Raw genomic sequence first — 26,692 nt, forward strand, 5'->3', positions numbered from 1 at the left:
ACGAATTAATTCGATGGAGGTGGAAAGCCTGGGTTGGCAAAATGCACGGCACAAAAAACGGACGGCCTCTTTATCTGAAGCCGTCGCCATGCAGCAGTCGATGACAGGGGTAGCACGGGGACAACTTGATGCCAGCGTGGTGTTGAAGACCAACACACGTGCATTCGCCGCAGAGCGCGAATGGCGGACCATCAAGATGAGGCTATCCCGTGACCCAAGATGCACCAACGCACCACAGGCTGCGCACCGCTTCGGTTGCGCCGCACTTGCCTCTCACTTCGGATCTCCCCACAGAATTTTTTTCTGCGCTGCTCGGCCCCGGCCTGTCGCAACATGCGCGCCTGATCACCCTGAGCAGCGCCCAGGCCGCCGATCTCCCTGAATCACTGGTGGTAGAGCGCTTCCACGGCCAGGAAAGCGTCAATGACAACTTCCAGTTCGATATCGATGCCCTGTCCGTCTCCACCGATCTCGACCTCAAGCAATTCATCGGCACCGAGCTGACCCTGCGCCTGCTGCAGGCTGATGGCAGCCGGCGCGCCTGGCACGGCTACTGCACCCAGGCTTCCTGGCTGGGCGCCGATGGCGGGCTGGTGCGCTACCGGCTGCGGCTGGAATCCTTCCTCGCCTTCCTCGACCGGCGCCGTGACAGCTTCCTGTTCCAGGACATGAGCGTCATAGACATCGCCAGCGCAGTCCTGAAGGAATACCCGCAAGCCAATTTCTCGCTGGACGTGACGCAGACGCTCGCCAGGCGCGATATCTGCACCCAATACCGCGAGAGCGATTTCGCCTTCCTGCGCCGCATTCTGGCCAGCGAAGGCCTCAATTTCCGTTTCGAACATCGGCAGGATGGTGACGAGGACCAGGCCTGCGGCCAGCAACAGGCACGGCACAAACTGGTCATCTTCGACCGTGATGCCAAGGCGCCGGACCTGCCGGGTGGTGATGCGCGCATTCGCTTTCACCGTGTCGCGGCCACTGAGTCCAGTGATGCCATCACCGACTTCAGCGCCGTGCGCAGCGTGCGTTCCAACGCGGTGGCCCTGGCCAGCTGGCATCCTGAGAAGATTTCTTCACCTTCGGCCGAAGAGCGCTCCAGCCTGGATGCCGGGGAGCTCCCTGACCTGCCGGTCTACGACGGCAGCGGCCAGCAGGACTTTGCCGACCAGCAGGCGGCATCGGATCATGCCCTGCTGATGCTGCAGGCCATGGAACTGCAGAACAAGCGCTTCGAAGGTGCGGGCGCTGTGCGCCAGCTCATTGCCGGCGCTCAGTTCGCCCTCACCCAGCATGAGCGTTATCCGGAAGGAGAGAACCGCTTCAAGCTGCTGTCGGTCAGCCATAGTGCTCGCAACAACTTCGACAGCAACATTGCCCAGATCCTTGATGAGGTATTGCCCGCATCGCTCGGCCACGGCTTGACCGGCTCACCATCCCCGCGCGCCAGCTCAGACGACGATCTCAAAGCCGGCACCTACCGCAACAGCTTCGTGGCCGTGCGCGATGTGGTTCCCATCGTTCCTGCCGCGATCACGGAGCGTCTCAAGCCGACTGCACGCGGCACCCAGACGGCATTGGTCACCGGCCTGCCGGACGCTGCCGTCACCACGGACCGCAATCATCGCGTCAAGGTGCAGTTCCACTGGCAACGCGGCCAGGCGCCGAACCCTGGCGGCCTGCGCGAGACCGGCAACCTCGCTGACAAAGACGGCAACGCGCCCGGCAACGACGCCTCCGGCACCTGGGTACGCGTGGCCGAAGCCCAGTCCGGCCCCAACTGGGGCAGCCAGTTCACTCCGCGCATTGGCCGCGAAGTGCTGATCGATTTCATTGAGGGCGATATCGACCGGCCTGTCGTAGTCGCGCAGCTCTACAACGGCAGCGACGTGCCGCCCTTCCCGGCTGGTGCCGACTCGGGGGCCAACCATGCCGGCACGATCTCGGGCTGGCACAGCACGGCGCATGATGGCAGCGGCTTCAATCAATGGGTGGTGGACGACACGCAGTCGCAACTGCGCATGCGGCTGGCCTCCAGCCAGGCCAGATCCCAGCTCAATCTCGGCCACCTGATCGAACAGGCCGACACAGGCGCACAGCGCGGCAGCTATCGCGGTCAGGGTTTTGAATTGCGTAGTGACGCCTGGGGCGTGGTGCGCGGTGCAGAGGGCTTGCTGATTTCCTCGACGGCGCGCCCGGCTGCCGGGGCCAGCGTAACCAGCACGCAGATGGATGCCCGGGAAGCCGTCGCCCAACTGAAGGGGGCGCAGCAACTGGCCCAAACCATGGGGGATGCCGCCACGCAGCAACAGGTGCTGCATAGTGCAGATGCCTTGCAGTCCAAGAGGGATTTCATCTCCATCATCGACCCTGCGGATCAAGGCAAGCATCCGGGCAGCGTCAATGGCCAGGACACCTTCAAGAGCAAAGAGGGCTCCCGCGAGAGCGACAGTGCACAGCCGGTCGAGAAGTTCGCCAAGGCGGCGGTGCTGATGGAATCTCCGGCCAACATCAACTGGGCCAGCGCTGCTTCCACGGTGCTCTATGCCGGTGAGAACCTGCACTGGACCAGCCAGGGCGATACCCACTGGACTGCTGCCGACACCGCCAGCCTGGCCGCTGGCAAGGCGGCTACCTTGTTTGCGCATGAGGGCGGTATCCAGGCTTATGCGGGCAACGGACCGGTCTCGCTGCAGGCACATACCGATGCGCTGGAGATCCTCGCCGACAAGGAGGTGAGCGTAATCAGCGTCAATGAGGGCATCGAGATCAAGGCGCGCCAGAAGATCGTGCTGCAGGCGGGACAGGCTTCGGTGACGCTGGAGGGCGGGAATATTACGTTTGCTTGTCCGGGGACGTTTTCGGTGAAGGGGGGAACGCATGCGTTTCCGGGTGGGGCGAGTGCAGCGGCAAGCCTGCCCCCTTTACCGAACAGCACCGTGAGTGCAAAAGGTTCGCGGAAATTCTCGTTCTCACGCTAAGGGAGTGTTTATGCTCATCAGCCCGCCTTTTCTTCCTCCTCGTCTCGCTCATGACGACAATGCTTATCTGGAGACCGCCATGCGTAGCCCGGAGCATGGAAATTTCCCCGTCAGCCATAAATTATCGTGGCACGGAGGCTTGCATTTGGAGGCTCCAGCACGCGACAAAGGACATGAACCCGTATGGGGCGACCTTCAGCGCGGATCGAAAAGTGGTCATGGTGGATGACTACGTAATAGACCAAGCTACGGGAGAAGTGGTCACTATGACTTATTACTCGAAGCCTGAAGTTGAGACTTGCCCATCATTTCTAGGAAAGCAGTCGAAATAGGAGTGATGGATTACTCTTCATCAAAAGGCTATTTTTGACCATGGCGATTAAACCGCGCGACAGCACGACACCCATCCCCCATCAGCAATCCGTCCAATAATCAAAACTTGCTCGACACCCCCAACCCCCACTTGCGCTCAGGATCTCCGCTATCCGGCAGCAAGCCGTTCGAATAATCCAGGCTCAAGCCCACATTCTGGTTGAAGTTGTAGGTCAGCACCGACTTCCAGTAATGAATGCTGCGGCTCCCCTGCAATGCCTTCAATCCCGTAAAGGTCGTCGTGAAATCGAACGGCAATGCTGGATTGGTGGAAGACAGCGTGAAACCGGCCTGTGCACCCAGACGGATGAAGTCACGATGCTCGTCATAGACATCTGCATCGCCCCGGTTGATGTAGATACCATTGCGGCTCTGGCCGATCAGGATAGGCTTGAAGGCCAGGCCATTGTTCCAGCGCAGGAAATCGTTGAGCACGCCCGGCCGCACCGGCGTGAGCGTAAAGTTGACCGTCAGCAGCCGCGATCCATCGCTGTTGTTGACCAGATAGTCGGGACGCGCAGTCAGGTCTTCAGTGTTGGCCGTATCGGCATGGGCAAAGTGGAAGGCCGACAACATCCCCACCTGGCTGGTGCGCGTCGTGGTGACCTCGGCACTACCGCTGTCATAGTTGATGACACGGTTCTGCTTGAAGCCCACGTAAGGCACCGCCTCGTAAGTGCTGCCCGGCTCCCCCATGGGACGCTTGTCCAGCGAATAGCCCGCATAGACCACCACGTCATTGGTGCGCGATTGCGCCACATCGTCATTGGCCAGCGCTACGCGCGCGCGGTCGACCGAGGCAAACGCAGCCTTGTCACGATGATCGATGGACAGCTGGTCAGGATTGCCGCGAATACGCACATGATCCATCCACCCGCCCTGCTGCGTCTGCGCCGCCCCAGCCGCAGCGGCAACGGGTGGCGTCGCAGGGCCAGCCGCTGGCGTGGGCGCAGCAGCCGCCGCCACACCCATGCGCAAGGCGGCATCCGCGTGGGCCAACGCCGGGGTCGCATCAGGGACCTTGCAGCGCAAGGCCACGCGACTGTCGTCGCGGAAGAAGGCCACCACATCATCGCTGCGGCCGCTGGGCTGGAAGCGCCCGTCCTTACCCTCCAGCAGCGATTGCACATCCGTAGCCATGTGGTCAACGTTGCAGCTATCCCCCTGGCAGGGCTGTCCACCTGATTTTTCCATCGCACGCTTTTGCAGCAGCCAGGCCACCAGCGCCCGGGGCGAATTCAGCGGGGCCGGCTCCTTGCCCACCGACAGATAGGCCGTACTCACGGGATAAGTCCGGATGAGCGTGGCGGCCAGTTGGTCCTTGTCGAGGGTCTGCTCACGGGTGCAGTAGCCTCCCGCTTCGGCCGCATGGGCGATGTTCAAGGTCACGGGAGCGGCCAGCAGGATGGCGGCGATAGGGAGAGGAAATCGTCGTTGCATCGGATCGGGAAGGAGAAACGCAGAAAAAATCGAGGGAGAAGGAGACAGCGGCGATGAGCCGCGCCAGAAAGGCCACGGGCCGGCGAAACCGGCCCGTGCGGCGACATGCTCAGTGCTGCGGCAGCGGCAGGCCCGGCAAAGGACGCAGTTCCAGCTGGCCCAGCAGATAGGGCTGGATCACCAGCTTGTAGCTTTCCAGGTCAAAGCCCTTGAGGCTGGCCGCCGGGCGGCTGGGAAGCTGGCGGTGGTCCCGGTCCAGCGAACCCAGGTAGCGCCAACGGTCGATCACGTGTACCTGCTGCCAGCCATCGCCCTGCTCCACCAGCCCCATCGGTCCGGCATAAGGCCAAGGCAGGATGCGCAGGTCTTCCAGGGCCTGCATCAGGCGCTGCTGGTGCTGTTCATGCGACTCTTCACCGGTGCAGGCACCACGGCAGCGGCGGATCTGGCGGCCGAAACACGCCATGCCGAATCCATCAGTCCGTTCCAGGCCGGTGGCGATGGAGCACAGGCCGTGGCCCTCCACCATCTTTTGCAAGGCGTCCTGGGCGGCGTGTTCGCTGGTGTAGAGGCCGAAAAGATTCTCGGCGCGGCTCAATTCGCGCTCCTCAACCCGGACCACTTGCGGCTGGCCAGCGGTATTCAGACGCAAGGTGAACAGGCCACGCTTGATGCGCTGCTTCTTGTTGTGCGAAGGCCGCAGATCGCGCAGGAGGCAGTTCTCCAGCAAGGCTGCACCCAGCTCACCGGCAGTGCGGCGGCATTCGATGCGGCGCGTCTGGCCAATCAGGAATTGTTCTTCATGATTGTGCAAGTGGGCCAGCACGCGGCTGCGCAGATTCACGCTGCGGCCAACATACAAGACCTGATCGTTCATACCGCGCAAAATGTACACGCCCCAGGTCGACGGCAAGGCTTCAATGCTGGCACGGTCGATATGCAGCGGATAGCTGAAGGTGGCCGCCCGATGCGCCGCCGGCTGGGGAGCATTGAAGGTGGCACGGGGCAAATCTGCGTGGCGCATACCGCGCCGGCCTTCCTGCTCCAGCAACCGGTCTACCAGCGCGGCCGGCAGTTTGCGCGGCTGGGCGGCGTGCAGCGCAGCGGGTGCCTGGGGCATCAGGGCAGGCATCACGGCTTGCAGGGGGCGGGTCAACAGCTGGGTCAGCGAAGTGCGGTGGCTGAGGGTGTTCATGGCGCTGGCCAAATCCTTGTTGTTGTTCATGTCACGGCGAGGCGTGCTCTGTCAGGTTGCAAACGGCCCGGACATGCCGGGCCATCAAGTTGAAGTGGATTATGAAGTTGGCCTCTTGCCACCACAGTCGGCAGGAAGATGAAGATCGTGTAGGACATTGCCGCCTTGTAGAGCTTGAGAGCAGTTCAGGCGGGGGGGAAAGCGTCCAGCATGGCCCGTGTCAAGCGCTGCGCCGACTTGCCGAAACCGGCCCAAGGATCGCTGCGGGTCAGGCTTTCCAGCCGCGCAGGCATGGTTGCGACCTGAAAATGGTCAGCCCGCATGCCCTGCTCCAGCTCTTCCCACGTAATCGGCACGGAAACCGGCGCGCCATCCCGTGCGCGCACCGAATAAGCCACCACGGTAGTGGCGCCGGGCGCATTGCGCAGATAATCGATGAAGATCTTGCCCTCGCGGGCAGCCTTGCTCATGCGCGCAATGAAGCGATCCGGCAGCAGCCGCGCCAGATGTGCCGCCAGCCGGTGCGCCCAGTCCTTCACCACATCCCAGCCGTGTTCCGGGCGGATCGGCACCATGACATGCAGGCCCTTGCCACCGGACGTCTTCAAGAAACACGTCAGGCCGATCTCCTGCAGCAACCCCCGCACCAGCTGCGCGCCCTCCACCACGGTGGCCCACGGCACATCCGGGGCCGGGTCGAGGTCCAATACCACACGGTCGGGCTTGTCCAGTGCGCGGCCGGTGGCACCCCAGGCGTGCAGTTCCAGCACGCCCATCTGCACGGTCGCCACCAGCCCGGCCACGTCGTTGACCATCATGTATTGGGCCTTGCCATCGCCTTCCGGCACTTCGATGGTATCGATGGCCTCCGGCATGCCCTGGCCCGTGTGTTTCTGGAAGAAGCATTTGCCGGCATGCCCATCGGGACAGCGCACCAGCGACAGCGGGCGCTGCTTGAGTTCGGGCAGGATCCAGGGCGCCGCATTCTGGTAGTAGCGCGCCAGTTCCAGCTTGGTCAGGCCGGTATCGGGAAAGAGTATCTTGCCGGGATGGGTCAGCTTGACGCCCGCCACCATCACCGGCTTGGACAGGTCTTCGGCGCTGCGCCTGGATGAGTGTGCAGCCGGGGCTGTCCCAGCCGCATCTGATGTCTCGCCAGGGGCTGCACCAGGTGTCTCACGCACGATGTCCACGGGCTCCTTGTCTTCCCGCAGGGCCACGAAGCTGCCATGGCGCAGGATGCCGGCCTGGGTCCACTGCGCAAACTTCACCTCGGCCACCAGCTCCGGCTTCAACCAGTGCACCCCGCGCCGCTGATGGCCGGTGGGAGGGTTGACGAAGGCCGACCGGTCCTGCTCCAGACGTTGGAACTGCTTGAGCATGCTGCCCAGCAGCCGATCATCAAAACCCGTCCCCACACGGCCGGCGTACCGCAACTGCCCCTGCTCGTCATGCACCCCCACCAGGATAGCGCCAAAGCCGCTGCGCTGCCCGGCCGGCTCGGTATAACCCGCGATGACGAATTCCTGCCGGTGCTCGCACTTGACCTTGAGCCAGTTGCGGTCACGCCGCCCGCTGTAGGGAGCGTCGACACGTTTGATCACGATACCTTCCATACCGTGCTGGCAGGCGTGGTGAAACACTTCATCGGCGTGGCCGGCAATGTGCTCGCTGTAGAGCAGCAAGCCCTGTTCATCGCTGCCCGGGATGATGTCACGCAGCAATTCCTTGCGCTGGTGCAGCGGAAGTTCGCGCACGTCATGGCCGTTGAGGTAAAGCAGGTCAAAGGCATACAGCGCGATGCGGATGCCGTTGGCCTGCTGGCGGTCGCCGCGCACCAGGTTTTGCAGGGCGTCAAAACTGATGCGACCATCGGCGTCCAGGGCCACCACTTCGCCATCGATCCAGGCCTGCTCGACCGGCAGCCTGGCCAGCGCCTCCACCAGGATGGGCCATCGATGGCTCCAGTCCAGCCCTTCGCGGGTATAGATCGCCGCTCGGCCCTGTTCGATGCGGCACAGGCCACGATAGCCGTCGAATTTCAGCTCGGAGAGCCACTCATCGCCCTGGGGAGCGCTATCGACCAGCGTGGCCAGCTGGGCCTCGACTGTCTCGGGCATGTCGCTGGCGGCATGGTCGGGAGAAGCGCGCCGGGTCTTGCTTGCAGGCGTGGCATCGCCCTTGTCCTTGACGCTTTCCGGGCGCAGCTCGGTGATGGCCGCAGCTTCGCCGGTCTGGGCGGCGGCGTCGTCCTCCTTGATGAGCAGCCAGTTTTCCTTGCCATCCTCGGCGGGCTTGCCCATGCGCACCAGCGCCCAGCGGCCTTGCAGCTTGTCGCCCGACAGCGCGAAACTGAGATGGCCCTTCTTGAGCCCGGCATGCGGATCGCCATGGGGCAGCCACTGGCCGCGATCCCATAGCACCACATGCCCGGCGCCGTATTGATGGGCAGGAATGTCGCCTTCGAAGGTGCCGTAATCGAAAGGATGATCTTCCACCCGCACGGCCAGGCGCTTGTCGTGCGGGTCCAGGCTGGGACCTTTGGGAACGGCCCAGCTCTTGAGCACGCCGTCCAGTTCCAGCCGGAAATCGTAATGCAGCCGCCGGGCATGGTGGCGCTGGATGAAGAATTGCAGGCTCCCCGCCTGGGTCGCCCGTTCTCCCTGTCCGGAAGGCTCGGGCGTAATGCTGAAATCGCGCTTGGCGTGATAACGGTCCAGCGCAGAAGACGAACGGCTCATGCCTGTGCCCTCCTGCTGCTGGCGCGGGCGGGACTGCTGCGCGCGCTGCTCTTGCCGGTGGCAGCCTTGCTGCGGGACGATGTTTTAGTCGTGGCCGCTGCCTTGCTGCCACTGCTGCGCTTGGCGGCCGGCTTGCGGTCAGCGATCTTGTGAACCTTGGCACCACCCTCCTCGGCTTTTTCCTTCGGAGAGGGCTTGGACTTGCCGCGCCCTTCCAGGCTGCTCTTGAGCAACGCCATCAGGTCCACCACCTTGGCGCCGCTGCTGGCTGGCGCGGCGGCCTCGTCCGGCTCGGCCACCTCGTGGGTCTGGCGACTCTTGATCTTCTTCTGGATCAGGGCCAACACGTCATCGCGGTAGGTATCGTGGAATTGATCTGGCTCCCATTCGGACGACATATGGTCCACCAGCGCGCGCGCCATCTCCACTTCCTGCCTGGTCACGGCAGACTTCTTCGACTTGCGCGAAGGCACCGTCAAATCATCCGGCGTGCGCAATTCGCTGGGGTAGCGCAAGGTGATCAGTTGCAGCATGTCGCCCTGGGGGATCAGCGCAGCCAGATGCTGGCGCGTGCGGATGACGATCTGGGCGATGGCCATCTTGTCGCTGGCCAGCAGGGTCTCGCGCAGCAGGGTGTAGGCCTTGTCACCGCCCTTGGCCGGGGCCAGGAAATAAGGTTGCTCATAGTAGAGGATGGGCACCTGATCGCGCTCCACGAAACTCTGGATGTCGATGCTCTGGGTCGCCTCCACGTTGGCCTGGCGCAGGTCTTCATCGGACATGAGGACGAACTTGCCGTCCTCGTACTGGTAGCCCTTGATGATGTTTTCCCACGGCACTTCTCGCCCGGAGGCCTTGTTGTAGCGCTTGTAGCCCACCGGCGACAGGTCGCGCTTGTCCAGCAGCGTGAAGTCCAGCTCATCGTGTTTTTCGGCCGTATAGAGTTCGACCGGGATATTGATCAGCCCGAAGCTGATCGCCCCTTTCCACAGTGCGCGTCGCATCGCTTCCTCCACAAGTTCGCTGATGGGCCAATTGGACCAATTATCAAATTGCCCGGCGCGCGGCGCAGTCGGACTGGCAATGAAGCCCGCGTAGGAATGCGCCTGCGGCCCAGCGGCAGCACGGGCCTTCTCCTACATGGATTTACCGCACTCACCGATACAGGCAGGACGCAGTGCACCTTACCCTTGAGCGATCCCCTCCCCACTCTGGAGCCGCCATGCCCGCCACCGTTGCAGACATCCTCATCGACACCCTCTACGAGATTGGCGTACGCCAGATCTTCGGCGTGGTCGGTGACGCCTTGAATCCCCTGACCGACGCCCTGCGCCGCGACAAGCGCATCGAATGGATAGGCGTACGCCACGAAGAAGGTGCGGCCCTGGCCGCCGCCGGCCAGGCCAAGCTGACCGGCCGCCTGGCGGTGTGCTGCGGCACCACCGGACCGGGCGCCAACCACCTCGTCGCCGGCCTCTATGAAGCCCGCAAGGATCACGCCCCGGTGCTGGCCATCTCGGGCGGCGTACCGGCCGCGCGGCGCGGTACCGATTATTTGCAGGAAAATTCACCCGACCTGCTGTTCCGCGACGTGGCCGCCTACAGCCAGATCATTACCAGCCCGGAACAGGCGCCCGCCGTATTCCACCAGGCCATTGCCCAGGCCTATGCACAACGGGGCGTGGCGCACCTGAACATTCCTGCAGATATCATCGGTGCCAAGGTCAGCGGCAGCGTGCCCAGCATTCACACCCTGCGTGCACGCACCGACCTGGCGCCGCCAGCGGCCGACATCGCCGCCGCTGCCGACCTGATCAATGCGGCCGGCTCGGTCGCCATCTTTGCCGGCAATGGCTGCCGGGGCGCCATCGATGAGGTGCTGGCGCTGGCCAGCAAGCTGCAGGCCCCGGTGATGCATACCTTCCGCGGCAAGGATCTGGTGGCCTATGACCATCCGCACTGGATCGGCGGGGTCGGCCTGATCGGCGGCGCGCCCGGCACTGATGCCCTGCATGCGGCCGAGGTGATGCTGATGCTGGGCTCGGATTATCCCTATTCCGAATTCCTGCCCACCAAGTCCAAGGTGATCCAGATCGACGAGCGCGGCTTCGTGCTGGGCCGCCGCGCCCCGGTCACGCTGGGCATCACCGGCTCGGTCGGGCCGTCGGTGCAGGCCTTGCTGGAAAAGGTCGAGGGCAAGACCGACAGCAGTTTTTTGCAGCAGGCCAATGCCGACCGCGAGCGCTGGAATGCCAAGCTGGACAGCGCCGCCGACATCAAGCGCCATCACAAGAAGATCAAGCCGCAAAGCGTGGCCCGCGCCCTGAGCGACCTGGCCGACGACGATGCGCGTTTCATCATCGATACCGGCGTGGTCACGCTCTGGTGCGGCAACTGGATCCGCCAGCGCGGGCATCAGCGCCTCTTGGCCTCGTTCAACAATGCGGCAGTGGGCACCTCGCTGGGCCAGGCCAACGGTATCCAGGCGCTCAACCGCGAGCGCCAGGTGATCGTGGCCGTGGGCGATGGCGGCTTCACCATGCTGCTGGGTGAATTCATGACCAGCGTGGAGCACAAGCTGCCGGTGAAGGTGGTGGTCTTCAACAACCGCGAATGGGGCCTGGTGCATCTGGAAATGGAAGAAGCCGGCATGCCCGCCTTCGAAGGTTCCGAATTCCCCAATGCCGATTTCGCCGCCTTCGCTCGCGCCTGTGGTGGTCAGGGCTTCAGCGCCCGCACACCGGACCAGTTGCAGGAGAGCCTGCAGCAATTGCTGGCCGCGCCCGGCCCGGCGGTGCTGGATGTGTTCATCGATCCGGCGGAGTTGCCCGTGATGCCGCACATCAAGATGGAACAGATCTGGAAGTTCGGTCTGGCCAAGGTCAAGGAAAGCCTGATCGCCATGAAGGGAGGATGAGCCATGGAATCCCTCGAACAACAGCGAGAGGAGTACGCACGCCAGCTGCGCGCACGTTTCGGCGATTACAAGCGCTGGGCCATCGAACACTGGCCGGTGGCCGAACAGCCGCTGGAGGACACGGCCTTCATCGCCGCCGAACGGGAGCTGGAGCTCATCACCGGCAGCATGCTGCATCCGGGCCGCAAACCCGATGCAGTACCGGACTCGCCCGCACAGCAGACGCAGTTCGAGGACGTCACTCCGGCGCCCTGGCCCTGAGTCGTCGCGGCGGAAATCTGCCTCGCGCATTCTTACGTACGGTTGCGCCTCCCGCTTATAGGGTCGCTCCGGATGGCGCAGTAAGCTTCATCTCATGGCTGCATCAGGCCCTGCCGATACCGGCCCATCCCATCAGAACAGAAGGAGAAGAGCATGAGCGCAAGCAAATCCAACAAGGATCATCGTCCTAACCAGTACGACACCCCTTCCGAGGTGGCTCTGGATGAAGCCAACGAGATGAGCTTCCCCGGCAGCGATCCGGTGGCCACCTCCAACATCACGCGCATCGAGAAGGCACCCGAGATGGACCGTGCGCGCAACGACCATCAGAACAGCAACCGGGTCAAGGAAAACACCCCCAAAGCTGGCTGAATTCTTTCCGCCCACCCCACGGGCGGCCGGTGCATGCCGGCCGCCCTTCTTTTTTCAAGGGAGAAGCATGATGAGCAATCGCTACAACCAACTGAAGGTCGCCGTCCTGGTGACCGACGGCTTCGAGCAGGCCGAACTGCTGGAACCGAAGAAGGCGCTTGAAGCCGCTGGTGCCACCGTCCACATCCTCTCTGACAAGAGCGACAGCGTGCAGGGTTTCAAGCACGTGGACAAGGGCGAGGTAGTCAGCGTCGATGGCAGCCTCGATGCCGCCAACCCGGCCGACTATTCCGCCGTGCTGCTGCCTGGTGGAGTGGTCAATGGCGACGCCATGCGCCTGCTGCCGGAGGCACGCAATTTCGTGCGCGCCGCCAACGATGCCGAGAAGCCCATCGCCTCCATCTGCCACGGCGGCTGGCTCTTGATCTCGGCCGGCATCGCCAAGGGCCGCACCGTCACCAGCTGGCCCAGCCTGCAGGACGACTTCAAGAACGCCGGAAGCCAATGGGTGGACCAGGAAGTGGTGCGCGATGAAAACTTCGTTTCCTCGCGCAAACCCACGGATATTCCGGCCTTCAACAATGAATTCATGAAGCTGCTGGATGAACAGCAGCGCCGGGAACAACGCCAGCAACCTGCCGCAGGCGCGGCAGGCGAAGAACCGGCCGCCGGCGCTCCCGGCAAGCCCCATCTGTCCGAGAAAGGCAGCGCCCCGGCAGCCCCGCCCAGCCATGAGAACGAAGCCTTTGCGGTCGCCCATGGCGAATCGGCGCAGAGCGACGGCTGAGGGTGGTTACAGGCCGATATGAAGGAAAATGAAGAATCGCGGGGCTGACCCGCGATTTTTTTTGGCTGGAGGCCGGTTTGGCGGGAAGTTGGCTGTTGGGGGATGAAGGATTTGGCCTAAAAACAAGAATGCCGCCCGGGATGATCAGGACGGCATTGGCATCACGGTGATGGCCGGGCCAAAAACGGCCGGCTTCCGAGGTCAGCCTATCCCCTCTGCGCCATCTCATGCTTGTGCATGGCCTCGGCCAGCAAGGCCAGCGCAGCCTTTTCGGCCTCCTTGCGCTTCTTGCAGATGCGCACCGGCTGTCCGCCCAGATCGTCCAGGTCCATATGCCAGAGCGCATCGATGCGGGTATCGAGGTAGGCGACGTATTTGTGCTTGTCCAGCTTGGTCACGCGGGGCATGAAGTGACCGGCTTGCTGCTGTTCGACGGATTTGGCGAAGTGTTTCATGGCGGGGTCTCCTGAGCACGTGGGCGTAAGGGGGACGGCATGACTGGGAACGGGAGCAAGGCTGCCTTCAGCATAGTCCATCGGGACGGCAAGAAAAGGCTTCTTTTCGACGGAGAGCTGCCTTGCTCCCTGGCAAGGCAGCTTATTTCTTGCTGGCTTGCATGCTCTGCTTCAATTCGCGGCCCATCTGCAGGTGCTCCTGCAGGCCAGGCAGGGTCTTGGTGGCAAAAGTCTTCACATCAGGATCTTGCGCTTCCTTGGAGGACTTCTGGAACAGCTTGACCGCATCCTCATGGGCGGACACGCCGATCATGCTGGCATAGCGCTTGTCGAAGGTATTGCCGGAGAGCTTGTCGAGAATGGCGATCTTGGCGCGCTGGGCCATGCTGGGTTCGGTCGGCAGCGTGACGTCCTTGCTGGAAGCGAGTTGCTTGAGCTGCTCGTCGACCGTGGTGTGCTGGTCGATCATCTTCTGGGCGTAATCCTTGACGGCCTGGCTGCTGCTCTTTTCCAAGGCGATCTTGCTGGCTTCGATCTCGGTGTGACCGGCCTCGGCGGCCTTGGTCATGAAGCTCTTGTCCTTGCTGCTGACCGACTCGGCCGCCGCATTGAAGGACAGCGCGGCGCCGGCCAGCATCAACACGCTGGCGCCGATCAGGCGGCGGCCGCTACAGGATGGCAGGCGGGACTGAATGGTCGGGATGAGTTGCATGGTGGACTCCTTTGACTTGGGGATGATGGGTCTGCTGCTGACCTGCACGGGTCAGGATGTTTTCACTGTAGTCACGAAGACCGTGCGCTTGAATCAGACAGCGCCAATGACCGCTGTAAGAATCGATGAGCGTCGCCTTGTCAGGACGACTGCTGACGGCGGCGATTGCGCAGGTACAGCACCTGGCCCAGCAGCGCGGTGAACAGCAGGAACACGTTGGACACCACGAACACCCAATCCCCCTGCAGCACGCTATAGATCACAAAGCCGGTCGACGCGGCCAGTTGTCCGGCGAACAGCCAGTGCGAGACCCCCTGCGTGGAACGGCTGCGCCATTGTTCATAGACTTGGGAAGAAATGGTGAGCAAAAGGATGAGGGTAGCGCCCCAGCCAATGAGGTCGGTGATGTGATCGGACATGATGGTCAACCGGAGCCGGACGAGCCCCGCAAGCAGATGGAGTGCCGATGGTGGACCAGGCGGGGCGGCGGCCACAGTCGGCCAGCGCCGCGAGGCATTGTAGGAAGTTTTGCCCGGCTCGCTTGCCTGGGCTTCACGGCCGCGCCAGGTCGGCGCATTCGTACGCGCCTGCGCGAATCTGCCGACCCGACAAAAGGCGCATGCGGCATTGCGACATGGGCTGTCCTTGCCTAGTCTGGAGGGGCAAGAGAAATCCATCTCACCCAATCAGAGGAGGTCAACATGCACGCTACCCGAACCATTGCCGACGTCATGACGCGCGGCGCCCACACGCTGAGCCCGGACGATTCCGTCATCCGCGCCGCCCAGGCCATGGAGGCGCTGGACGTGGGTGCCCTGCCGGTCTGCGATGCCCAGCACAATCTGGTCGGGCTGGTCACCGACCGCGACATCGTCTTGCGCGCGGTGGCCCACAATCGCCTCTCCGAGAGCCTGCCGCTGACCGAGGTGATGAGCCACGACGTGCTGTGGTGCTATGAAGATGAACCGGTGGATGACGTGCTGGACGACATGGTGCAGCGCCAGATCCGCCGCCTGCCCGTGATGGACCGCCAGAAAAACCTGGTCGGCATGGTGAGCTTGGGCGACGTCGCCGCCAAGACCCAGAACCGTGGCGTGGGCGGCGCGCTGGCAGAGATTTCCCTGCCGGCCGCACCGATGCGCCACGCCGACGGGGTGTCGCCATCTGGCGACTATGAATTGCCGGAGGTGCGCAACAGCGACATGCACGAGGTCAATATCGGCCGCAGCTAGGGCTGGTGCGGCTTTGCGATGAATGCGCGCGATATTTTGTAGGTTTTTTCCTACGCGCTAATCGGGCAATGTCCGATCTCCTTTTTTGCGGTGCATCGCTACTATGCATCTCAACGAACTCGAAACCGAGGACCCCACATTCCGATACGAACGTCCCCCTCCGTCGTGTCATGAATACAGTCCATCCCCCATCGGTTTATCCCCACGGGTCGTTTTCATAAGCAGAAATTCTCCGAAGATTCCCCCGATCCTCGGCGTCTTATATCCCTCCCCCTCCGGCCGCCTCCCCCAGGCGGCCATTGTTTTTTCCTCCTTGGCCGATCTCTCTGAAGACAGGTTCAATTACGCCGTCCGGCAATATAAGCCAGGGCATCGGCATAGGCCAGCTCGCTGGTCGGGCGCAGCAATGCACAGACGTAAGTGGACACCGGCTCCTGCGGTGCCTGCGCGCAAGCGCCGATGAGCACGATGCCGCGAAACCCGCCCTCTTCGGATTGCTGCACGCCTGGCTGCATGACCGGGCTCCCCTCCGGGCCGCCCGCTGGACCGCTCAGTTCGCCCAGTTTTTCGCCGCCGGGAATGTCGATGGGAATGCTCATGGTGTGCTCCTGTAACAAGATTGAGGACCCGGCCGGGTGATGCCTCCAACACCTGCGCCACTGACGCACGTCAGGCATTGCTGCATCCTTCCCCGCGCCGGGCCAGGAAGAAGTATTCTTGTCAGCATAAGAAACACTGAAGGTAAAGGCAGCAAGAAGCCACCGCCGATCTGCGTAGGAAGGAACGAAGATGAGTCTCTCCGACGTAGCAGGCGAAGAAATGGCGACTAGGGGATGCTGCCGCCTGGTGTCGTTGCTACTTCGTCTGGACCCGTCATGCCCATCAATTACCTGCGCCGCCTCACCAGTCCGGCGCGCACCGATCTTTCCAACCGCCACCTGGGACGCTCGCTGGCCTTCATCGCCGGGGCCGTCAATGCCGGTGGCTTCCTGGCCGTGGGCCAGTACACCTCGCACATGTCGGGTATCGTCTCTTCGCTGGCCGACAACCTGGTCCTGGGGGAAACCCTGCTGCTGGTGGCCGGTGCCAGTGCCTTGTTCTCCTTCCTGCTGGGGGCGGCCTGTTCGGCGGTGATGATCAACTGGGCCCGCCGCCGCAGCCTGCAGAGCGAATACGCCATGCCGCTGATGCTGGAGGCGATGCTCTTGCTCTGTTTTGGCATCCTCGGCAGCAATCTCGAGAATCACCGCCTGCTGTTCGTCCCGGTCACGGTGGCCTTGCTGTGCTTCGTGATGGGCTTGCAGAATGCCATGATCAGCAAGATTTCGCGCTCCGAGATCCGCACTACCCACGTCACCGGCCTGGTGACCGACATCGGCATCGAGATCGGCAAGATGTGCTACTGGACCCTGGCGCCGCACCAGCCCGGCGAGGCCGGGGCGGAAGATCCGGTACCGGGGGCGCGGCGCAAGTTCATGCTGCTGTCGTCGTTGCTGCTGATGTTCTTCCTGGGTGGAGTGACCGGCGCCCTCGGTTTCAAGCTGGTGGGCTTCCTGGCCACCATGCCGCTGGCGGCCGCGCTGTTCCTGCTGGCGCTGGTGCCGATGATGGATGATCTGGCACGGCCATGAAAAGACACGTCTGACCGCTACAGGCAACAAAAAAGGCGCTCAACGCGCCTTTCGTTTTCTTGTTATCGCTACTTGCACCGCCCGGTTCCTGATGCGATCAGCCACCATCCTGGGAGCGCCTGAGCCATGCCTGAGGTGGCCCGGCCGCCGTGGTGGCTCAGCCTTGCTGCTGCGGGGTGCTGTCCGACTGCTGCGGTTGCTGCGGGGCGTCGTTGCCCTCTTGCGGAGTGCTCTGGGTCATCTGCGGCTGAGCACTGGTGGCGGCGCCGTTGCCGCCATTGCCATTCTGCGCTGCGGCCGCCGCAGCGGCATTCTTGCGGCCGTGGCTGTTCAGGCCACCCTTGCGTCCGGCTTCCCGGGCTTCGGCAGAGGTGAACTCATGGGCCGCGCCCTTGGCGTGGGCAGCCTTGCCGCCCATGCTGGCAATCTGACGCTGTTTCTCCCTGTCCATGGCGGCAAAGCCGCGATTGCTGTTCCCCGGATTTTGTGAATTTGCCATGTGTGACTCCTTGTCTTGGATGATCGGATGATCGGATGGAGCAGACATTTGCCACCCGGCAAGCCCTACTGCTCTGCGCGAGCACGCGGCTGGCAACCAACTTTGTCCACGTCTGCAGTGTAGAAAGCCTCACCGAACCTCACTATCGGAAGAGCTCCCCAGCCCATGTCAGCAATAGCTGTAGGACATGTAGGAAAGCATGAAGATGAGCTTTCCTTTTTGGTATCAATCTTCACCCGGAACCTCCATTCCGATATTGCAACAAGGAAACTTCACTCTCCTGTAGGGATAAAGGCAGTTTTTGTCACACACCAAAACAATTACTGTATATTTATACAGTATCGTATTTTTCTGCTGTTTTTAGCCCCTCCTGCCGTTTGATTGCCATGTTGACACCCGCCTCTCCGGTCCGCAGTCCGGAAATCATCCACCCTTCGCTCTGGCTGGCTTCCCAGTTGGCGCGGGGCGGTGCGCGCGGCGTCGCCAGCGGTTTCGAGGCGCTCGATGCCGAACTGCCCGAACGCGGCTGGCCGCCAGGAGTGCTGATCGAATTGCTGCTGCCGCAGGACGGCATCGGCGAGTTGCGCCTGTTGCGCCCGGTGCTGGCACGTCCACCGACGAGCGCCCACCGGATTGCGCTGCTGCAAGCGCCGCATCAGGTCAATGCCCCCGGCTGGGCGCACCTGGGAGTGGATGCCGCGCGGCTGCTGCAGTTGCAGGCCGATCATGCGGCCGATGCCTGCTGGGCCGCCGAGCAGGTCTTGCGGGCTGATAGCTGCCAGGTCCTGCTGATGTGGCAGCCGCGCCTGCGCAAGGGCGATCACGATCTGCTGCGGCGCCTGCATGTGGCGGCCCAGGCCGGGCAGACGCTGTTCTTCATGCTGCGCCCGCTCTCTTGCGCCCGCGAACCCTCGCCCGCGCCCCTGCGGCTGACGCTCAAGTCGGCGCGGGACGGGCTGGAGATCGGTTTTCTGAAGCGGCGCGGGCCGCTGCGCGAACAAAGCCTGTTTCTCCCTTTGCTGCCTTCACCGAATTTGCAACGCCATGTCACCCCTGTGGATCGCAGTACACCTGCCACTGCTGCCGCTGGAAGTCTTTCGTCCGAACTGGCTGGATGAGGCCCCGGCCGTGGTCATCGAGCGCGAGCGCGTGGCTGCCCTGACCACGCCAGCGCGCGCGCTGGGCGTGCATGAGGGCATGCGGCGCGGCGGCGTGCAATTGCTGGCGCCGCAAGCCCATCTGCACGAGCGCGATGCCGCCCGCGAACAAGCCACCCTGCAACAGGCCGCCCTGGCCCTGCTGCAATACACCCCTCAGGTGAGGCTGGCCGAAGAAGCCTGCGTCTTGCTGGAAGTCGGCGCCAGCCTGCGCCTGTTCGGTGGCGTGCGAGCCTTGTGCCGCAAGATCCGCGTGACCATCGCCCGGCTGGGCCTGTCGGCCACGCTGTCCTGCGCCGTCACGGCCACCGGGGCCTGGATGCTGGCGCGCTACGGCTACGTGCGCACGCTCAGCCAGGGCTCCCTGCAGCGCCATCTGGATCGCCTGCCGGTGGTCCTGCTCACTGCTGCGCGTACCCATCTGGAATGGCTGCACGGACTGGGCTGCCGCCAGCTGGGCCAGGTGCGGCGCCTGCCCCGGGCGGGATTGCAGCGTCGTTGCGGCCAGGCGTTGCTGGCCATGCTGGACCGCGCCTATGGTGCCGCACCCGAGGTGCATGACTGGATCGTGGCGCCGCCGACCTTCCAGGCCAGGGTGGAGCTACCGGACCGCATCGACCATACCGACATCCTGGCCGCCTATGCCCAGGGCTTGCTGGCCCAATTGGCCGGCTGGCTGGCCGCGCGCCAGCTGGCCATCAAGAAGCTGCACCTGTGGCTGGAACATGAACGCGGACGCCAAGCGGTACCGCCCACCGAATTGCAGGTAGCGCTGTCGGTGCCGGCCTGGCAGGAAGACCACCTGCACACCCTGGTCAAGGAAAAACTGGCCCGCTCTGCACTGCCCGCCCCGGCCATCGCCCTGGGCCTGGCCGCCGACGAGCTGGAAAGCCAGCAGGCCGCCAGCGAGATGCTCTTTCCCGAGCCCGGCGGCAGTGCCGAGGACCACCAGCGCCTGCTGGAGCTGCTGGTGGCACGGCTGGGCGCGGACAAGGTGCAACAGGCCGCACCGCGCGCCGACCACCGCCCCGAGATCGCCAACCGCTGGTGCAGCGTGATGCAGTCCGCCGCCAGCCTGCCGGCCCCCTTGAGCAGCGATCCGGCACGGCTGCCGCCGCGCCCGCTGTGGCTGCTGCAGGAACCCTTGCCACTGCGGGTGCAGCAGCACAAGCCCTTCTATCGGAGTGCGCTGGAATTCACTTCGTCGCCCGAGCGCATCGAAGCCGGCTGGTGGGAGGGCCGGCCCCTGACACGCGACTACTTCACGGCGCGCGATGCCAGCCACGTCTATTACTGGATCTTCCGCCAGTGGCGAGGCGGCGAGGGGTCCGATGAAGAACCGCAATGGTTCCTGCACGGCTTGTTCGGCTAGGAGGAACGCATGCAAACCTCTCTGCCCGACTATGCCGAACTGTATTGCCGCACCAACTTCAGCTTTCTGCACGGCGCCTCGCATGCGCAGGAACTGGTGGAGCGCGCCATCGAGCTGGGCTACCGTGCCCTGGCCATCACTGATGAATGCACCATGGCGGGGGTGGTGCGGGCCCATGCCGCCTGGATGGAGCAACTCAAGCGCGGCAAGGCGCAGGATTTCAAACTGCTCATCGGCAGTTGTTTCCGTTTTACCGCCCTCAAAGATGAACCGTCCCACCCGCTGGCCGCCATGACCCTGGTGGCGCTGGCCAGGAACCGCGAAGGCTATGGCAACCTCTGCGAACTCATCACCCTGGCCCGTACCCGCGCCGAAAAAGGCAGTTACCTGCTCTCCCCGGAGGACCTGAGCCAGCCTCCGCCCGCCTTGTCGTACCTGCGTGCCCTGCCCGATTGCCAGCTGATCCTGGTGCCGGATTACCCGGCCAGCGAAGAGACGCTGGATGCCCAACTGCGCTGGTTCGCCGCGCTGGCCCCCGGCCGCGCCTGGGTCGGCATGACGCGCCTGTATCGCCCGCTGGACGACCTGCACCGCGCCGCGCTGGACACAGCGGCACGCCGGCACGGCCTGCCGCTGGTGGCGGTGGGCGACGTGCAGATGCACCAGCGTTCACGCAAATACCTGCAGGATGTGGTGACGGCCATCCGCCTGGGCAAGCCGGTACAGGAATGCGGCCATGCGCTGGCGCCCAATGCCGAACAGCACCTGCGGCCACGCATGCGGCTCTCGCTGGTGCATGGCCCGGCCGCGCTGGCCCAGACCCTGGCGGTGGCCGCCGATTGCCATTTCAGCCTGGCTGAATTGCGATATGAATATCCTGACGAACTGGTGCCGCTGGGCATGAGCCCGGCCGGTTATCTGCGCCAGGAAACCCTGGCCGGTGCCGCCAAACGCTATCCCCAGGGGCTGCCGGGCGAGGTACGTGCGCAGATCGAGATGGAACTGGGCCTGATCGCCCAGAAGTCATATGAAGCTTATTTCCTGACCGTCTACGATCTGGTCAAGTTCGCCCGCTCACGCGGCATCCTCTGCCAGGGGCGCGGCTCGGCGGCCAACTCGGCGGTCTGTTACTGCCTGGGGGTGACCGAGGTCGACCCGACCTCCACCCGGCTGCTGTTTGCCCGCTTCATCAGCGAAAAGCGCGATGAACCGCCCGACATCGATGTGGACTTCGAGCACCAGCGCCGCGAAGAAGTGATCCAGCACATCTACCGCAAGTACGGCCGCCGCCGTGCCGCACTGGCGGCCGCCGTGCACAGCTACCGGCCGCGCGGCGCCTTGCGCGAGGTCGGCAAGGCGCTGGGGGTGGATGCCGCCATCGTCGATACGGTGGCCAAGTCGCAGCACTGGTTCGACAGCCGCGAAGAATTGCTGGCCCGCTTTGCCGAAGCCGGGCTGGACCCGGAACTGCCGCAGATCCAGTTGTGGGCCAGCATCACCGGCAAGCTGTTGCGCTTCCCGCGCCACCTGTCGCAGCACACCGGTGGTTTCGTGATCGCGCGCGGGCAACTCTCGCGGCTGGTGCCGATCCAGAATGCGGCCATGGAAGACCGTTCGGTCATCGAATGGGACAAGGATGACCTTGAATCGCTGAAGCTGCTCAAGGTCGACGTGCTGGCCCTGGGCATGCTGACGGCCCTGCGCCGCACCCTGGAACTGGTCAGCCTGCGGCGCGGCTTGCCGCAGGTCATGCAGATGCACGACATCCCCCGCGAAGACCCGGCCACCTTCGAGATGATCTGCAAGGCCGACACCATCGGCGTGTTCCAGATCGAAAGCCGGGCGCAGATGAGCATGCTGCCTCGCATGCAGCCGCGCACCCAGTACGACCTGGTGGTGCAGGTGGCCATCGTGCGGCCGGGCCCGATCCAGGGCGGGATGGTTCACCCCTATCTGCGGCGGCGTGAACTGGTGCGCGAGGGCGGCAGCTTCGACTACCCGGACAACACCAGCAAGAGCGGCAAGATCAGGAAGGTGCTGGAACGCACCCTGGGCATCCCGATCTTCCAGGAACAGGTGATGGACGTGGCCATCGAGGCGGCCGGCTATTCCCCCAGCGAAGCCGATGACCTGCGCCGCTCCATGGCCGCCTGGAAACGCAAGGGTGGCATGGGGCCGCACCATGAACGGCTGGTGATGGGCATGACCGACAATGGGTATTCCCGCGAATTCGCCGAAAGCATCTTCAACCAGATCGAAGGCTTCGGGGAATACGGTTTCCCCGAGAGCCATGCCGCCAGCTTTGCCCTGCTGACCTATTTCAGCAGCTGGCTCAAGTGCCACGAGCCGGAAGCCTTCCTGTGCGGCCTGCTCAACAGCCAGCCCATGGGCTTTTACTCGCCCTCGCAGCTGATCCAGGATGCGCGCCGGCACGGGGTGAAAGTACTGCCGGCCAATGTCTTGCGCAGCCGCTGGGAATCCATCCTGGAACCGGACCCGGCCGGCCAGGCGCGGCCTGCGGTGCGGCTGGGCATGAGCCTGCTGCGCGGCATGCCGGAACAGGCGGCGCAGCGCATCGAAGAAGCCCGCAGCGAACGGCCCTTTGCCGACGTCGATGACCTGGCCCGGCGCGCCACCCTGGACCGCCACGCCCTGCAGGCCCTGGCGGCGGGCGACGCCTTGCGCGAGCTGGCCGGTCATCGGCGCCAGGCCCTGTGGCATGCGGTCGGTGCCGTGCCCGACCGCGACCTGCTGCGCACGGCGCCCCGGGGCGACGATGCCGTGCAGCTGGAAGCGCCCGGCGAAGGCGAGCAGATCATCGACGACTACCGCGCCATGAACCTGACGCTGCGCCGCCATCCGCTGGCACTGCTGCGCGAGACCTTGCGGCGGCGGCGCTTCATGAGCGTGGCCGATCTCAACGGCTTGCAGAACCGCCAGTTCGCCTGCTGCTGCGGCATCGTCACGGTGCGCCAGCGCCCGGGCACGGCCAAGGGGGTGATCTTCATGACATTGGAGGATGAAACCGGCTCGGCCAACGTCATCATCTGGCCTGCCGTGCTGGAGCGGCAGCGCAGCGAAGTGTTGAATGCACGCCTGCTGGGAGTGTATGGCAGCTGGCAGTGCCAGGGCGAGGTGCGCCACCTGGTGGCGGGACGGCTGGAAGACTGGACCCATCTGCTGGGCGAGCTGCAGCCGCGCAGCCGGGATTTTTTCTGAATGCCTTCTGAAGCGAGCCGGCCCGATCAGGCCGCCAGCGCCATGCGGAAGGCATTGCGCCCTTCGCTCTTGGCGCGGTACAGCGCCTGGTCGGCCTCATGCACCAGGGCATCCCAGCTGCGCGAGCGGCCCGGCTGCAGGATCGCCAGGCCAACGCTGATGGTGACCGACTGGCCATGGCCAAAATCGTGGTTGCGCACGGTGTCCAGCAGATGCTGGGCGATCTGGCGTGCCTGGACCTCGGACACCTCCGGGAAGACCCCGCAGAATTCCTCGCCCCCATAGCGTCCGATCAGGCCTCCCGGGTAGCAGTGTTCGCGCAGCAAGGCACCGATGTCGGCCAGTACGCGATCCCCCACCAGGTGGCCGTGGCTGTCGTTGATGAGTTTGAAGTAGTCCACGTCGATGAAGGCCAGCGTCAGCACTCGTCCGCCGTGTACCGCCTGCGCCAGCGCCTGTTCACCGCAGCGCACCAGCTCGCGGCGGTTGAGGGTGCCGGTCAGCTCGTCCACGGTGGCCAGGCGCTGCTTCTCGGCCAGCAGGCGTTCGAAGTAGATCATCATCAGCGAGACCGAGAACAGCAGCGAACCGCACATGGGGATCATGTAGATCAAGGCCACCCCGATGGTACTCATGGCTGGCGGAACGAACAGTTCCGGCTGCGAAAAGGACAGCACGAACCGGGCCACATGGGTGGAGATGAAGATGAACAGCGACACGATGCCAATGCAGCGCCCGAAGCTCCATCCGCCATGGCGCTGCCCATCCGGCCCCGACATGCCGCGCATGAATTCGATGAGCGCCAGCCAGAACACCATCTGCAAGGCGAACAAGGCCAGGTAGCTGCGATTGGTAAAGCTCGCCTTGTAGAGCAGCAGGATCGTAAAAATGATGGCGTAAATGCCCACCATCACCAGCGGCAGATAGACCGCCGTGCGACGCTGGTAGAAATTGCGCAGTCCGCACCAGGCGGTAAGGCAGCCGGCGAAGAGCGTGGTATTGCCCGTCAACAGCAGCAAGCCATTCCAGGCCCCACCCACACCGGCATAACCCACCACCATGACGCAGATGCCGGCGGCCGACAGCCCGCCCGAGAGCGACCACAGACGCGTGCAGCGTTCATGGGGCATGTTCAGAAACAGACCCGCCATGATCACGCCGCCGCAAAACTGTACGAGGGCCAGCGCAAGGCTGGCAGTAGCTGCATTCATCCGGATGTGGTCGCCCCGCAGGGCATTGAAGATTACTGGAAGACCATACCGCCCCATCCACGCCGATGCGGGCTCACTGCGTCACGGCCCCCCGTGACGCAAACGCTGCCAGAACCGATGGATCAAGACCGCCCCCCAAGGCGGCCTGCCGCTACGTTGCGGGCTGCAAAATGCATGCCACGCGCGCCCTCGCGCAAATTAAGAGGATGATCGGGTGATGCAGGCCCATGCCTGGCAGAAGCTCATCAGTTTAACCGATGACGGCACTGCAGCAAAAATATTCATCAAATCATCAAAAAAACTGAATTGATAAACCAATTTCTTTACGCAGACTCGCGTTCCAGCACGCGCGTATGCCCCCACTTGCCCGAGCGGCACAGATCGTCCGTCACATCCAGCACCAGCCGTTCCACTGCCGCAGCGGCCGTGGTCAGCGGGATATTGCGGGAGGCGCACAACACCAGGGTGCGCGAAATCTGCTGGCCGGCGATGCGATGGGCCACCATCTCGCCGCGTTCGATGTCGGCCAGCAGCGGTGCCACCGGCAGGATGGTGGCGCCGATATCGGCCAGGATGGCGGACTTGAGGATGGCCACCGAATTGATCTCGATGACGTTCTCCAGGCTCATGCCTTGCGCGCGCACCAGGTTCTCGATGCGCGGACGCACGCCATGGGCCAGGCCTGGCAGGATCAGGGGGGCCTGGATCGCCTTGGACAAGGGCACGCCCTTGCGGCCCGTCACGCCATAGCGTGATTTGGCGCGGGTGATGTACATCATCTCTTCCTCGATCATGGGCGTGGCCGCGAAGGAAGACAGTTGGCCGTCGTCGAACAGCACGGCCAGGTTGATGCGCCCGGATTTCAACTGGGTGATGAGGTTGCCGGTCAATTCCTCGGTCAGTTGCAGGGTGATCTCGGGATAGTTCGCACGCACCGCATTCAACAATGGCAAGGCCAGCGCATTGGAAACACTCTGCGGTATGCCCAGCGCCACCGTCCCCGAGGGTTTGTCGGTGGATTGCGCCACGGCCTGCCTGGCATCCTGCACCTGCTTGAGGATCGCCAGCGCATGTTCGTAGAAGACCTTGCCGGCATCGGTGGCGATCACGCCCTGGGCCGAGCGGTGCAGCAGCTGTGCGGCCAGCTCGTCTTCCAGCTGGCGGATCTGCTGGGTCAGTGCCGGCTGGGCGATGTGCAACACGCGCGCCGCGCGCGAGAGCGAGCCGTGATCGACGATGGCCACGAAGTAGCGCAGTTGGCGTAATTCCATGCGATGGGGTCCCTGCGGTCTGGCAAGTAGTTAAATTGATTGACAGGTTGAATGACAACTGGCCTTACAAGCCGGGCCGGCTGTTGAACATGCGCGTGCGGGCATTCTCGATATGGCCGCGCATGGCGCGCCGGGCGCCTTCGGCATCCTGCTGGCGGATCAGTTCGAAGATCTGGCGATGCTCGTCCATGGCATCCTGGGAGCGTTTCCAGGGCGGGATGTGCATCAGGTGGCGCAGCATGTTGACGGCGTGGCTGACATCGTATTCCAGCGTCTTCATCACCTGTACGAAGCGCTGGTTGCCGGTAGCCAGGGCGATGGCTTCATGGAAGCCGAAATCGTAATGGTGGGCGATGCCGCCAACCCGGTTGGCCTCCTCGAAACCCAGCAGCAAGGCATCCATCCGTTCCAGATCCTGGCGGTTGCGGCGCAGGGCGGCCAGGTAGGCGCATTCAGGTTCCAGCACCAGGCGCAGCTCCAGGCCATTCATGATGTGGCCGATGCGGGTCTCGGGTTCGCCATCGGGACGAGCCGGGGCCAATCCCGCCTTTTCCTTCACATAGGTCCCGGAGCCACGCAGGGATTCCACCAGTTGATCCTCGCGCAGCCGGTCCAGCGCCTGCCGCACCACCGGGCGCGAGACCTCGAAGAGCGTGGCCAGGTCGTTTTCCGAGGGCAGCTTGCTGCCCACCGCGATGCGGCCTTCGACGATGGCATGGAACAAGGTTTCATAAACCCGTTCAGCGAAGCGTTCAGGCCGCACCGGCCCCAGGCCGGCGGCGGCGAGGCTCAGGATTTCGCTGGAAGCGCCGGGGCGCGCGGGCTTGCTGGAAAGGGGCATCGGAACTCCGGAGAGAGGCGGAACAG

At 63.8% G+C, this 26,692-nt stretch carries 21 protein-coding genes and 1 pseudogene; 10 read left to right on the forward strand and 12 right to left on the reverse strand.

Annotation, left to right across the window (positions count from 1 at the left end; all coding sequences use genetic code 11):
• Positions 1-266: 266 nt before the first annotated feature.
• A complete protein-coding gene (locus ACVC5H_RS14110) occupies positions 267-2,981 on the forward strand; it encodes a type VI secretion system Vgr family protein (protein WP_489618478.1) in 2,715 nt (904 codons plus the stop codon).
• Positions 2,982-3,413: 432 nt separating this feature from the next.
• Here ACVC5H_RS14110 and ACVC5H_RS14115 read toward each other — a convergent pair whose 3' ends face one another.
• The 4 genes from ACVC5H_RS14115 to ku all read right to left on the reverse strand — a co-directional run bounded on the left by ACVC5H_RS14115 (position 3,414) and on the right by ku (position 9,733).
• Entirely contained in the window at positions 3,414-4,793 is a 1,380-nt protein-coding gene (locus tag ACVC5H_RS14115) for a hypothetical protein (protein WP_489618479.1), read from the reverse strand.
• A gap of 109 nt (positions 4,794-4,902) precedes the next feature.
• Positions 4,903-5,988, reverse strand: a complete 1,086-nt coding sequence (locus tag ACVC5H_RS14120) for a nucleotide excision repair endonuclease (protein ID WP_489618480.1) — start codon at positions 5,986-5,988, stop codon at positions 4,903-4,905.
• A 185-nt stretch (positions 5,989-6,173) separates the two neighbouring features.
• Positions 6,174-8,729 carry a DNA ligase D gene (gene ligD / locus ACVC5H_RS14125; RefSeq protein ID WP_489618481.1) on the reverse strand — a complete coding sequence of 852 codons (2,556 nt, stop codon included), beginning with the start codon at positions 8,727-8,729 and terminating at the stop codon, positions 6,174-6,176.
• Positions 8,726-9,733 carry a non-homologous end joining protein Ku gene (ku, locus tag ACVC5H_RS14130; RefSeq protein ID WP_489618482.1) on the reverse strand — a complete coding sequence of 336 codons (1,008 nt, stop codon included), beginning with the start codon at positions 9,731-9,733 and terminating at the stop codon, positions 8,726-8,728. Before ku ends, ligD begins: the two co-directional genes overlap by 4 nt.
• Before the next feature lie 218 nt (positions 9,734-9,951).
• On the opposite strand from ku, the gene ACVC5H_RS14135 reads away from it, so the two are divergent.
• From ACVC5H_RS14135 to ACVC5H_RS14150, 4 genes and pseudogenes are all read left to right on the forward strand, one after another.
• Entirely contained in the window at positions 9,952-11,646 is a 1,695-nt protein-coding gene (locus ACVC5H_RS14135) for a thiamine pyrophosphate-binding protein (protein ID WP_489618483.1), read from the forward strand.
• Positions 11,647-11,649: 3 nt separating this feature from the next.
• Positions 11,650-11,907, forward strand: coding sequence for a hypothetical protein (locus ACVC5H_RS14140; protein ID WP_489618484.1), 258 nt, complete (start codon positions 11,650-11,652; stop codon positions 11,905-11,907).
• 153 nt (positions 11,908-12,060) lie between these two features.
• Positions 12,061-12,279 carry a hypothetical protein gene (locus tag ACVC5H_RS14145; protein ID WP_489618485.1) on the forward strand — a complete coding sequence of 73 codons (219 nt, stop codon included), beginning with the start codon at positions 12,061-12,063 and terminating at the stop codon, positions 12,277-12,279.
• Between the two features lie 70 nt (positions 12,280-12,349).
• Positions 12,350-12,898: pseudogene (locus ACVC5H_RS14150) on the forward strand (type 1 glutamine amidotransferase domain-containing protein); the annotation flags it as partial.
• Between the two features lie 374 nt (positions 12,899-13,272).
• On the opposite strand, the gene ACVC5H_RS14155 reads toward ACVC5H_RS14150, so the two are convergent.
• From ACVC5H_RS14155 to ACVC5H_RS14165, 3 genes are all read right to left on the reverse strand, one after another.
• A complete protein-coding gene (locus ACVC5H_RS14155) occupies positions 13,273-13,521 on the reverse strand; it encodes a hypothetical protein (protein WP_489618486.1) in 249 nt (82 codons plus the stop codon).
• 142 nt (positions 13,522-13,663) lie between these two features.
• Positions 13,664-14,233, reverse strand: a complete 570-nt coding sequence (locus ACVC5H_RS14160) for a DUF4142 domain-containing protein (protein ID WP_489618487.1) — start codon at positions 14,231-14,233, stop codon at positions 13,664-13,666.
• A 140-nt stretch (positions 14,234-14,373) separates the two neighbouring features.
• Positions 14,374-14,652: a SemiSWEET family transporter gene (locus tag ACVC5H_RS14165; protein WP_489618488.1), complete on the reverse strand. Its 279-nt coding sequence runs from the start codon at positions 14,650-14,652 to the stop codon at positions 14,374-14,376.
• 282 nt (positions 14,653-14,934) lie between these two features.
• Here ACVC5H_RS14165 and ACVC5H_RS14170 point away from each other — a divergent pair, with 282 nt between their 5' ends.
• On the forward strand, positions 14,935-15,465 hold the full coding sequence (locus ACVC5H_RS14170; RefSeq protein ID WP_489618489.1) for a CBS domain-containing protein: 531 nt from the start codon (positions 14,935-14,937) through the stop codon (positions 15,463-15,465).
• Between the two features lie 338 nt (positions 15,466-15,803).
• Here the strand turns inward: ACVC5H_RS14170 and ACVC5H_RS14175 are convergent, their stop codons facing one another.
• The gene (locus tag ACVC5H_RS14175; RefSeq protein WP_489618490.1) at positions 15,804-16,064 is read right to left on the reverse strand and encodes a hypothetical protein; all 261 of its coding nucleotides are present in this window, start codon (positions 16,062-16,064) and stop codon (positions 15,804-15,806) included.
• Between the two features lie 276 nt (positions 16,065-16,340).
• Between ACVC5H_RS14175 and ACVC5H_RS14180 the strand changes: the two genes are divergently transcribed.
• Positions 16,341-17,096 (forward strand): YoaK family protein, encoded by a 756-nt coding sequence (locus ACVC5H_RS14180; protein WP_489618491.1) that lies wholly within the window; start codon positions 16,341-16,343, stop codon positions 17,094-17,096.
• A 157-nt stretch (positions 17,097-17,253) separates the two neighbouring features.
• Here the strand turns inward: ACVC5H_RS14180 and ACVC5H_RS14185 are convergent, their stop codons facing one another.
• Positions 17,254-17,595, reverse strand: coding sequence for a KGG domain-containing protein (locus ACVC5H_RS14185; RefSeq protein ID WP_489618492.1), 342 nt, complete (start codon positions 17,593-17,595; stop codon positions 17,254-17,256).
• Positions 17,596-17,981: 386 nt separating this feature from the next.
• On the opposite strand from ACVC5H_RS14185, the gene imuA reads away from it, so the two are divergent.
• From imuA to ACVC5H_RS14200, 3 genes are read left to right on the forward strand one after another with little or no spacing between them, the layout of a single operon-like run.
• Positions 17,982-18,713, forward strand: a complete 732-nt coding sequence (gene imuA / locus ACVC5H_RS14190) for a translesion DNA synthesis-associated protein ImuA (protein WP_489618493.1) — start codon at positions 17,982-17,984, stop codon at positions 18,711-18,713.
• Positions 18,640-20,124 carry a Y-family DNA polymerase gene (locus ACVC5H_RS14195; protein WP_489618494.1) on the forward strand — a complete coding sequence of 495 codons (1,485 nt, stop codon included), beginning with the start codon at positions 18,640-18,642 and terminating at the stop codon, positions 20,122-20,124. The genes imuA and ACVC5H_RS14195 overlap by 74 nt, the downstream gene beginning before the upstream one ends.
• Before the next feature lie 9 nt (positions 20,125-20,133).
• Positions 20,134-23,343, forward strand: coding sequence for an error-prone DNA polymerase (locus ACVC5H_RS14200; RefSeq protein WP_489618495.1), 3,210 nt, complete (start codon positions 20,134-20,136; stop codon positions 23,341-23,343).
• 26 nt (positions 23,344-23,369) lie between these two features.
• Here the strand turns inward: ACVC5H_RS14200 and ACVC5H_RS14205 are convergent, their stop codons facing one another.
• The 3 genes from ACVC5H_RS14205 to ACVC5H_RS14215 form a co-directional block, all read right to left on the reverse strand.
• Positions 23,370-24,494, reverse strand: coding sequence for a GGDEF domain-containing protein (locus tag ACVC5H_RS14205; RefSeq protein WP_489618496.1), 1,125 nt, complete (start codon positions 24,492-24,494; stop codon positions 23,370-23,372).
• Between the two features lie 383 nt (positions 24,495-24,877).
• Complete coding sequence (locus ACVC5H_RS14210) at positions 24,878-25,825, reverse strand: LysR substrate-binding domain-containing protein (protein ID WP_489618497.1); 948 nt, start codon at positions 25,823-25,825, stop codon at positions 24,878-24,880.
• Between the two features lie 64 nt (positions 25,826-25,889).
• Positions 25,890-26,666 carry a FadR/GntR family transcriptional regulator gene (locus ACVC5H_RS14215; protein ID WP_489618498.1) on the reverse strand — a complete coding sequence of 259 codons (777 nt, stop codon included), beginning with the start codon at positions 26,664-26,666 and terminating at the stop codon, positions 25,890-25,892.
• Between the last annotated feature and the right edge of the window lie 26 nt (positions 26,667-26,692).

The sequence above is a fragment of the Herbaspirillum sp. Her3 genome, assembly GCF_057961275.1.

Coding starts and splice junctions, on each gene's coding strand:
- ACVC5H_RS14165 (WP_489618488.1), bottom strand. CDS start 14,652: ATGTCCGATCACATCACCGACCTCATTGGCTGGGGCGCTACCCTCATC.
- ACVC5H_RS14145 (WP_489618485.1), top strand. CDS start 12,061: ATGAGCGCAAGCAAATCCAACAAGGATCATCGTCCTAACCAGTACGAC.
- ACVC5H_RS14205 (WP_489618496.1), bottom strand. CDS start 24,494: ATGGCGGGTCTGTTTCTGAACATGCCCCATGAACGCTGCACGCGTCTG.
- ACVC5H_RS14185 (WP_489618492.1), bottom strand. CDS start 17,595: ATGGCAAATTCACAAAATCCGGGGAACAGCAATCGCGGCTTTGCCGCC.
- imuA (WP_489618493.1), top strand. CDS start 17,982: ATGTTGACACCCGCCTCTCCGGTCCGCAGTCCGGAAATCATCCACCCT.
- ACVC5H_RS14215 (WP_489618498.1), bottom strand. CDS start 26,666: ATGCCCCTTTCCAGCAAGCCCGCGCGCCCCGGCGCTTCCAGCGAAATC.
- ACVC5H_RS14140 (WP_489618484.1), top strand. CDS start 11,650: ATGGAATCCCTCGAACAACAGCGAGAGGAGTACGCACGCCAGCTGCGC.
- ACVC5H_RS14115 (WP_489618479.1), bottom strand. CDS start 4,793: ATGCAACGACGATTTCCTCTCCCTATCGCCGCCATCCTGCTGGCCGCT.
- ACVC5H_RS14200 (WP_489618495.1), top strand. CDS start 20,134: ATGCAAACCTCTCTGCCCGACTATGCCGAACTGTATTGCCGCACCAAC.
- ku (WP_489618482.1), bottom strand. CDS start 9,733: ATGCGACGCGCACTGTGGAAAGGGGCGATCAGCTTCGGGCTGATCAAT.
- ACVC5H_RS14120 (WP_489618480.1), bottom strand. CDS start 5,988: ATGAACACCCTCAGCCACCGCACTTCGCTGACCCAGCTGTTGACCCGC.
- ACVC5H_RS14195 (WP_489618494.1), top strand. CDS start 18,640: ATGTCACCCCTGTGGATCGCAGTACACCTGCCACTGCTGCCGCTGGAA.
- ACVC5H_RS14210 (WP_489618497.1), bottom strand. CDS start 25,825: ATGGAATTACGCCAACTGCGCTACTTCGTGGCCATCGTCGATCACGGC.
- ligD (WP_489618481.1), bottom strand. CDS start 8,729: ATGAGCCGTTCGTCTTCTGCGCTGGACCGTTATCACGCCAAGCGCGAT.
- ACVC5H_RS14180 (WP_489618491.1), top strand. CDS start 16,341: ATGCCCATCAATTACCTGCGCCGCCTCACCAGTCCGGCGCGCACCGAT.
- ACVC5H_RS14160 (WP_489618487.1), bottom strand. CDS start 14,233: ATGCAACTCATCCCGACCATTCAGTCCCGCCTGCCATCCTGTAGCGGC.
- ACVC5H_RS14170 (WP_489618489.1), top strand. CDS start 14,935: ATGCACGCTACCCGAACCATTGCCGACGTCATGACGCGCGGCGCCCAC.
- ACVC5H_RS14155 (WP_489618486.1), bottom strand. CDS start 13,521: ATGAAACACTTCGCCAAATCCGTCGAACAGCAGCAAGCCGGTCACTTC.
- ACVC5H_RS14135 (WP_489618483.1), top strand. CDS start 9,952: ATGCCCGCCACCGTTGCAGACATCCTCATCGACACCCTCTACGAGATT.
- ACVC5H_RS14175 (WP_489618490.1), bottom strand. CDS start 16,064: ATGAGCATTCCCATCGACATTCCCGGCGGCGAAAAACTGGGCGAACTG.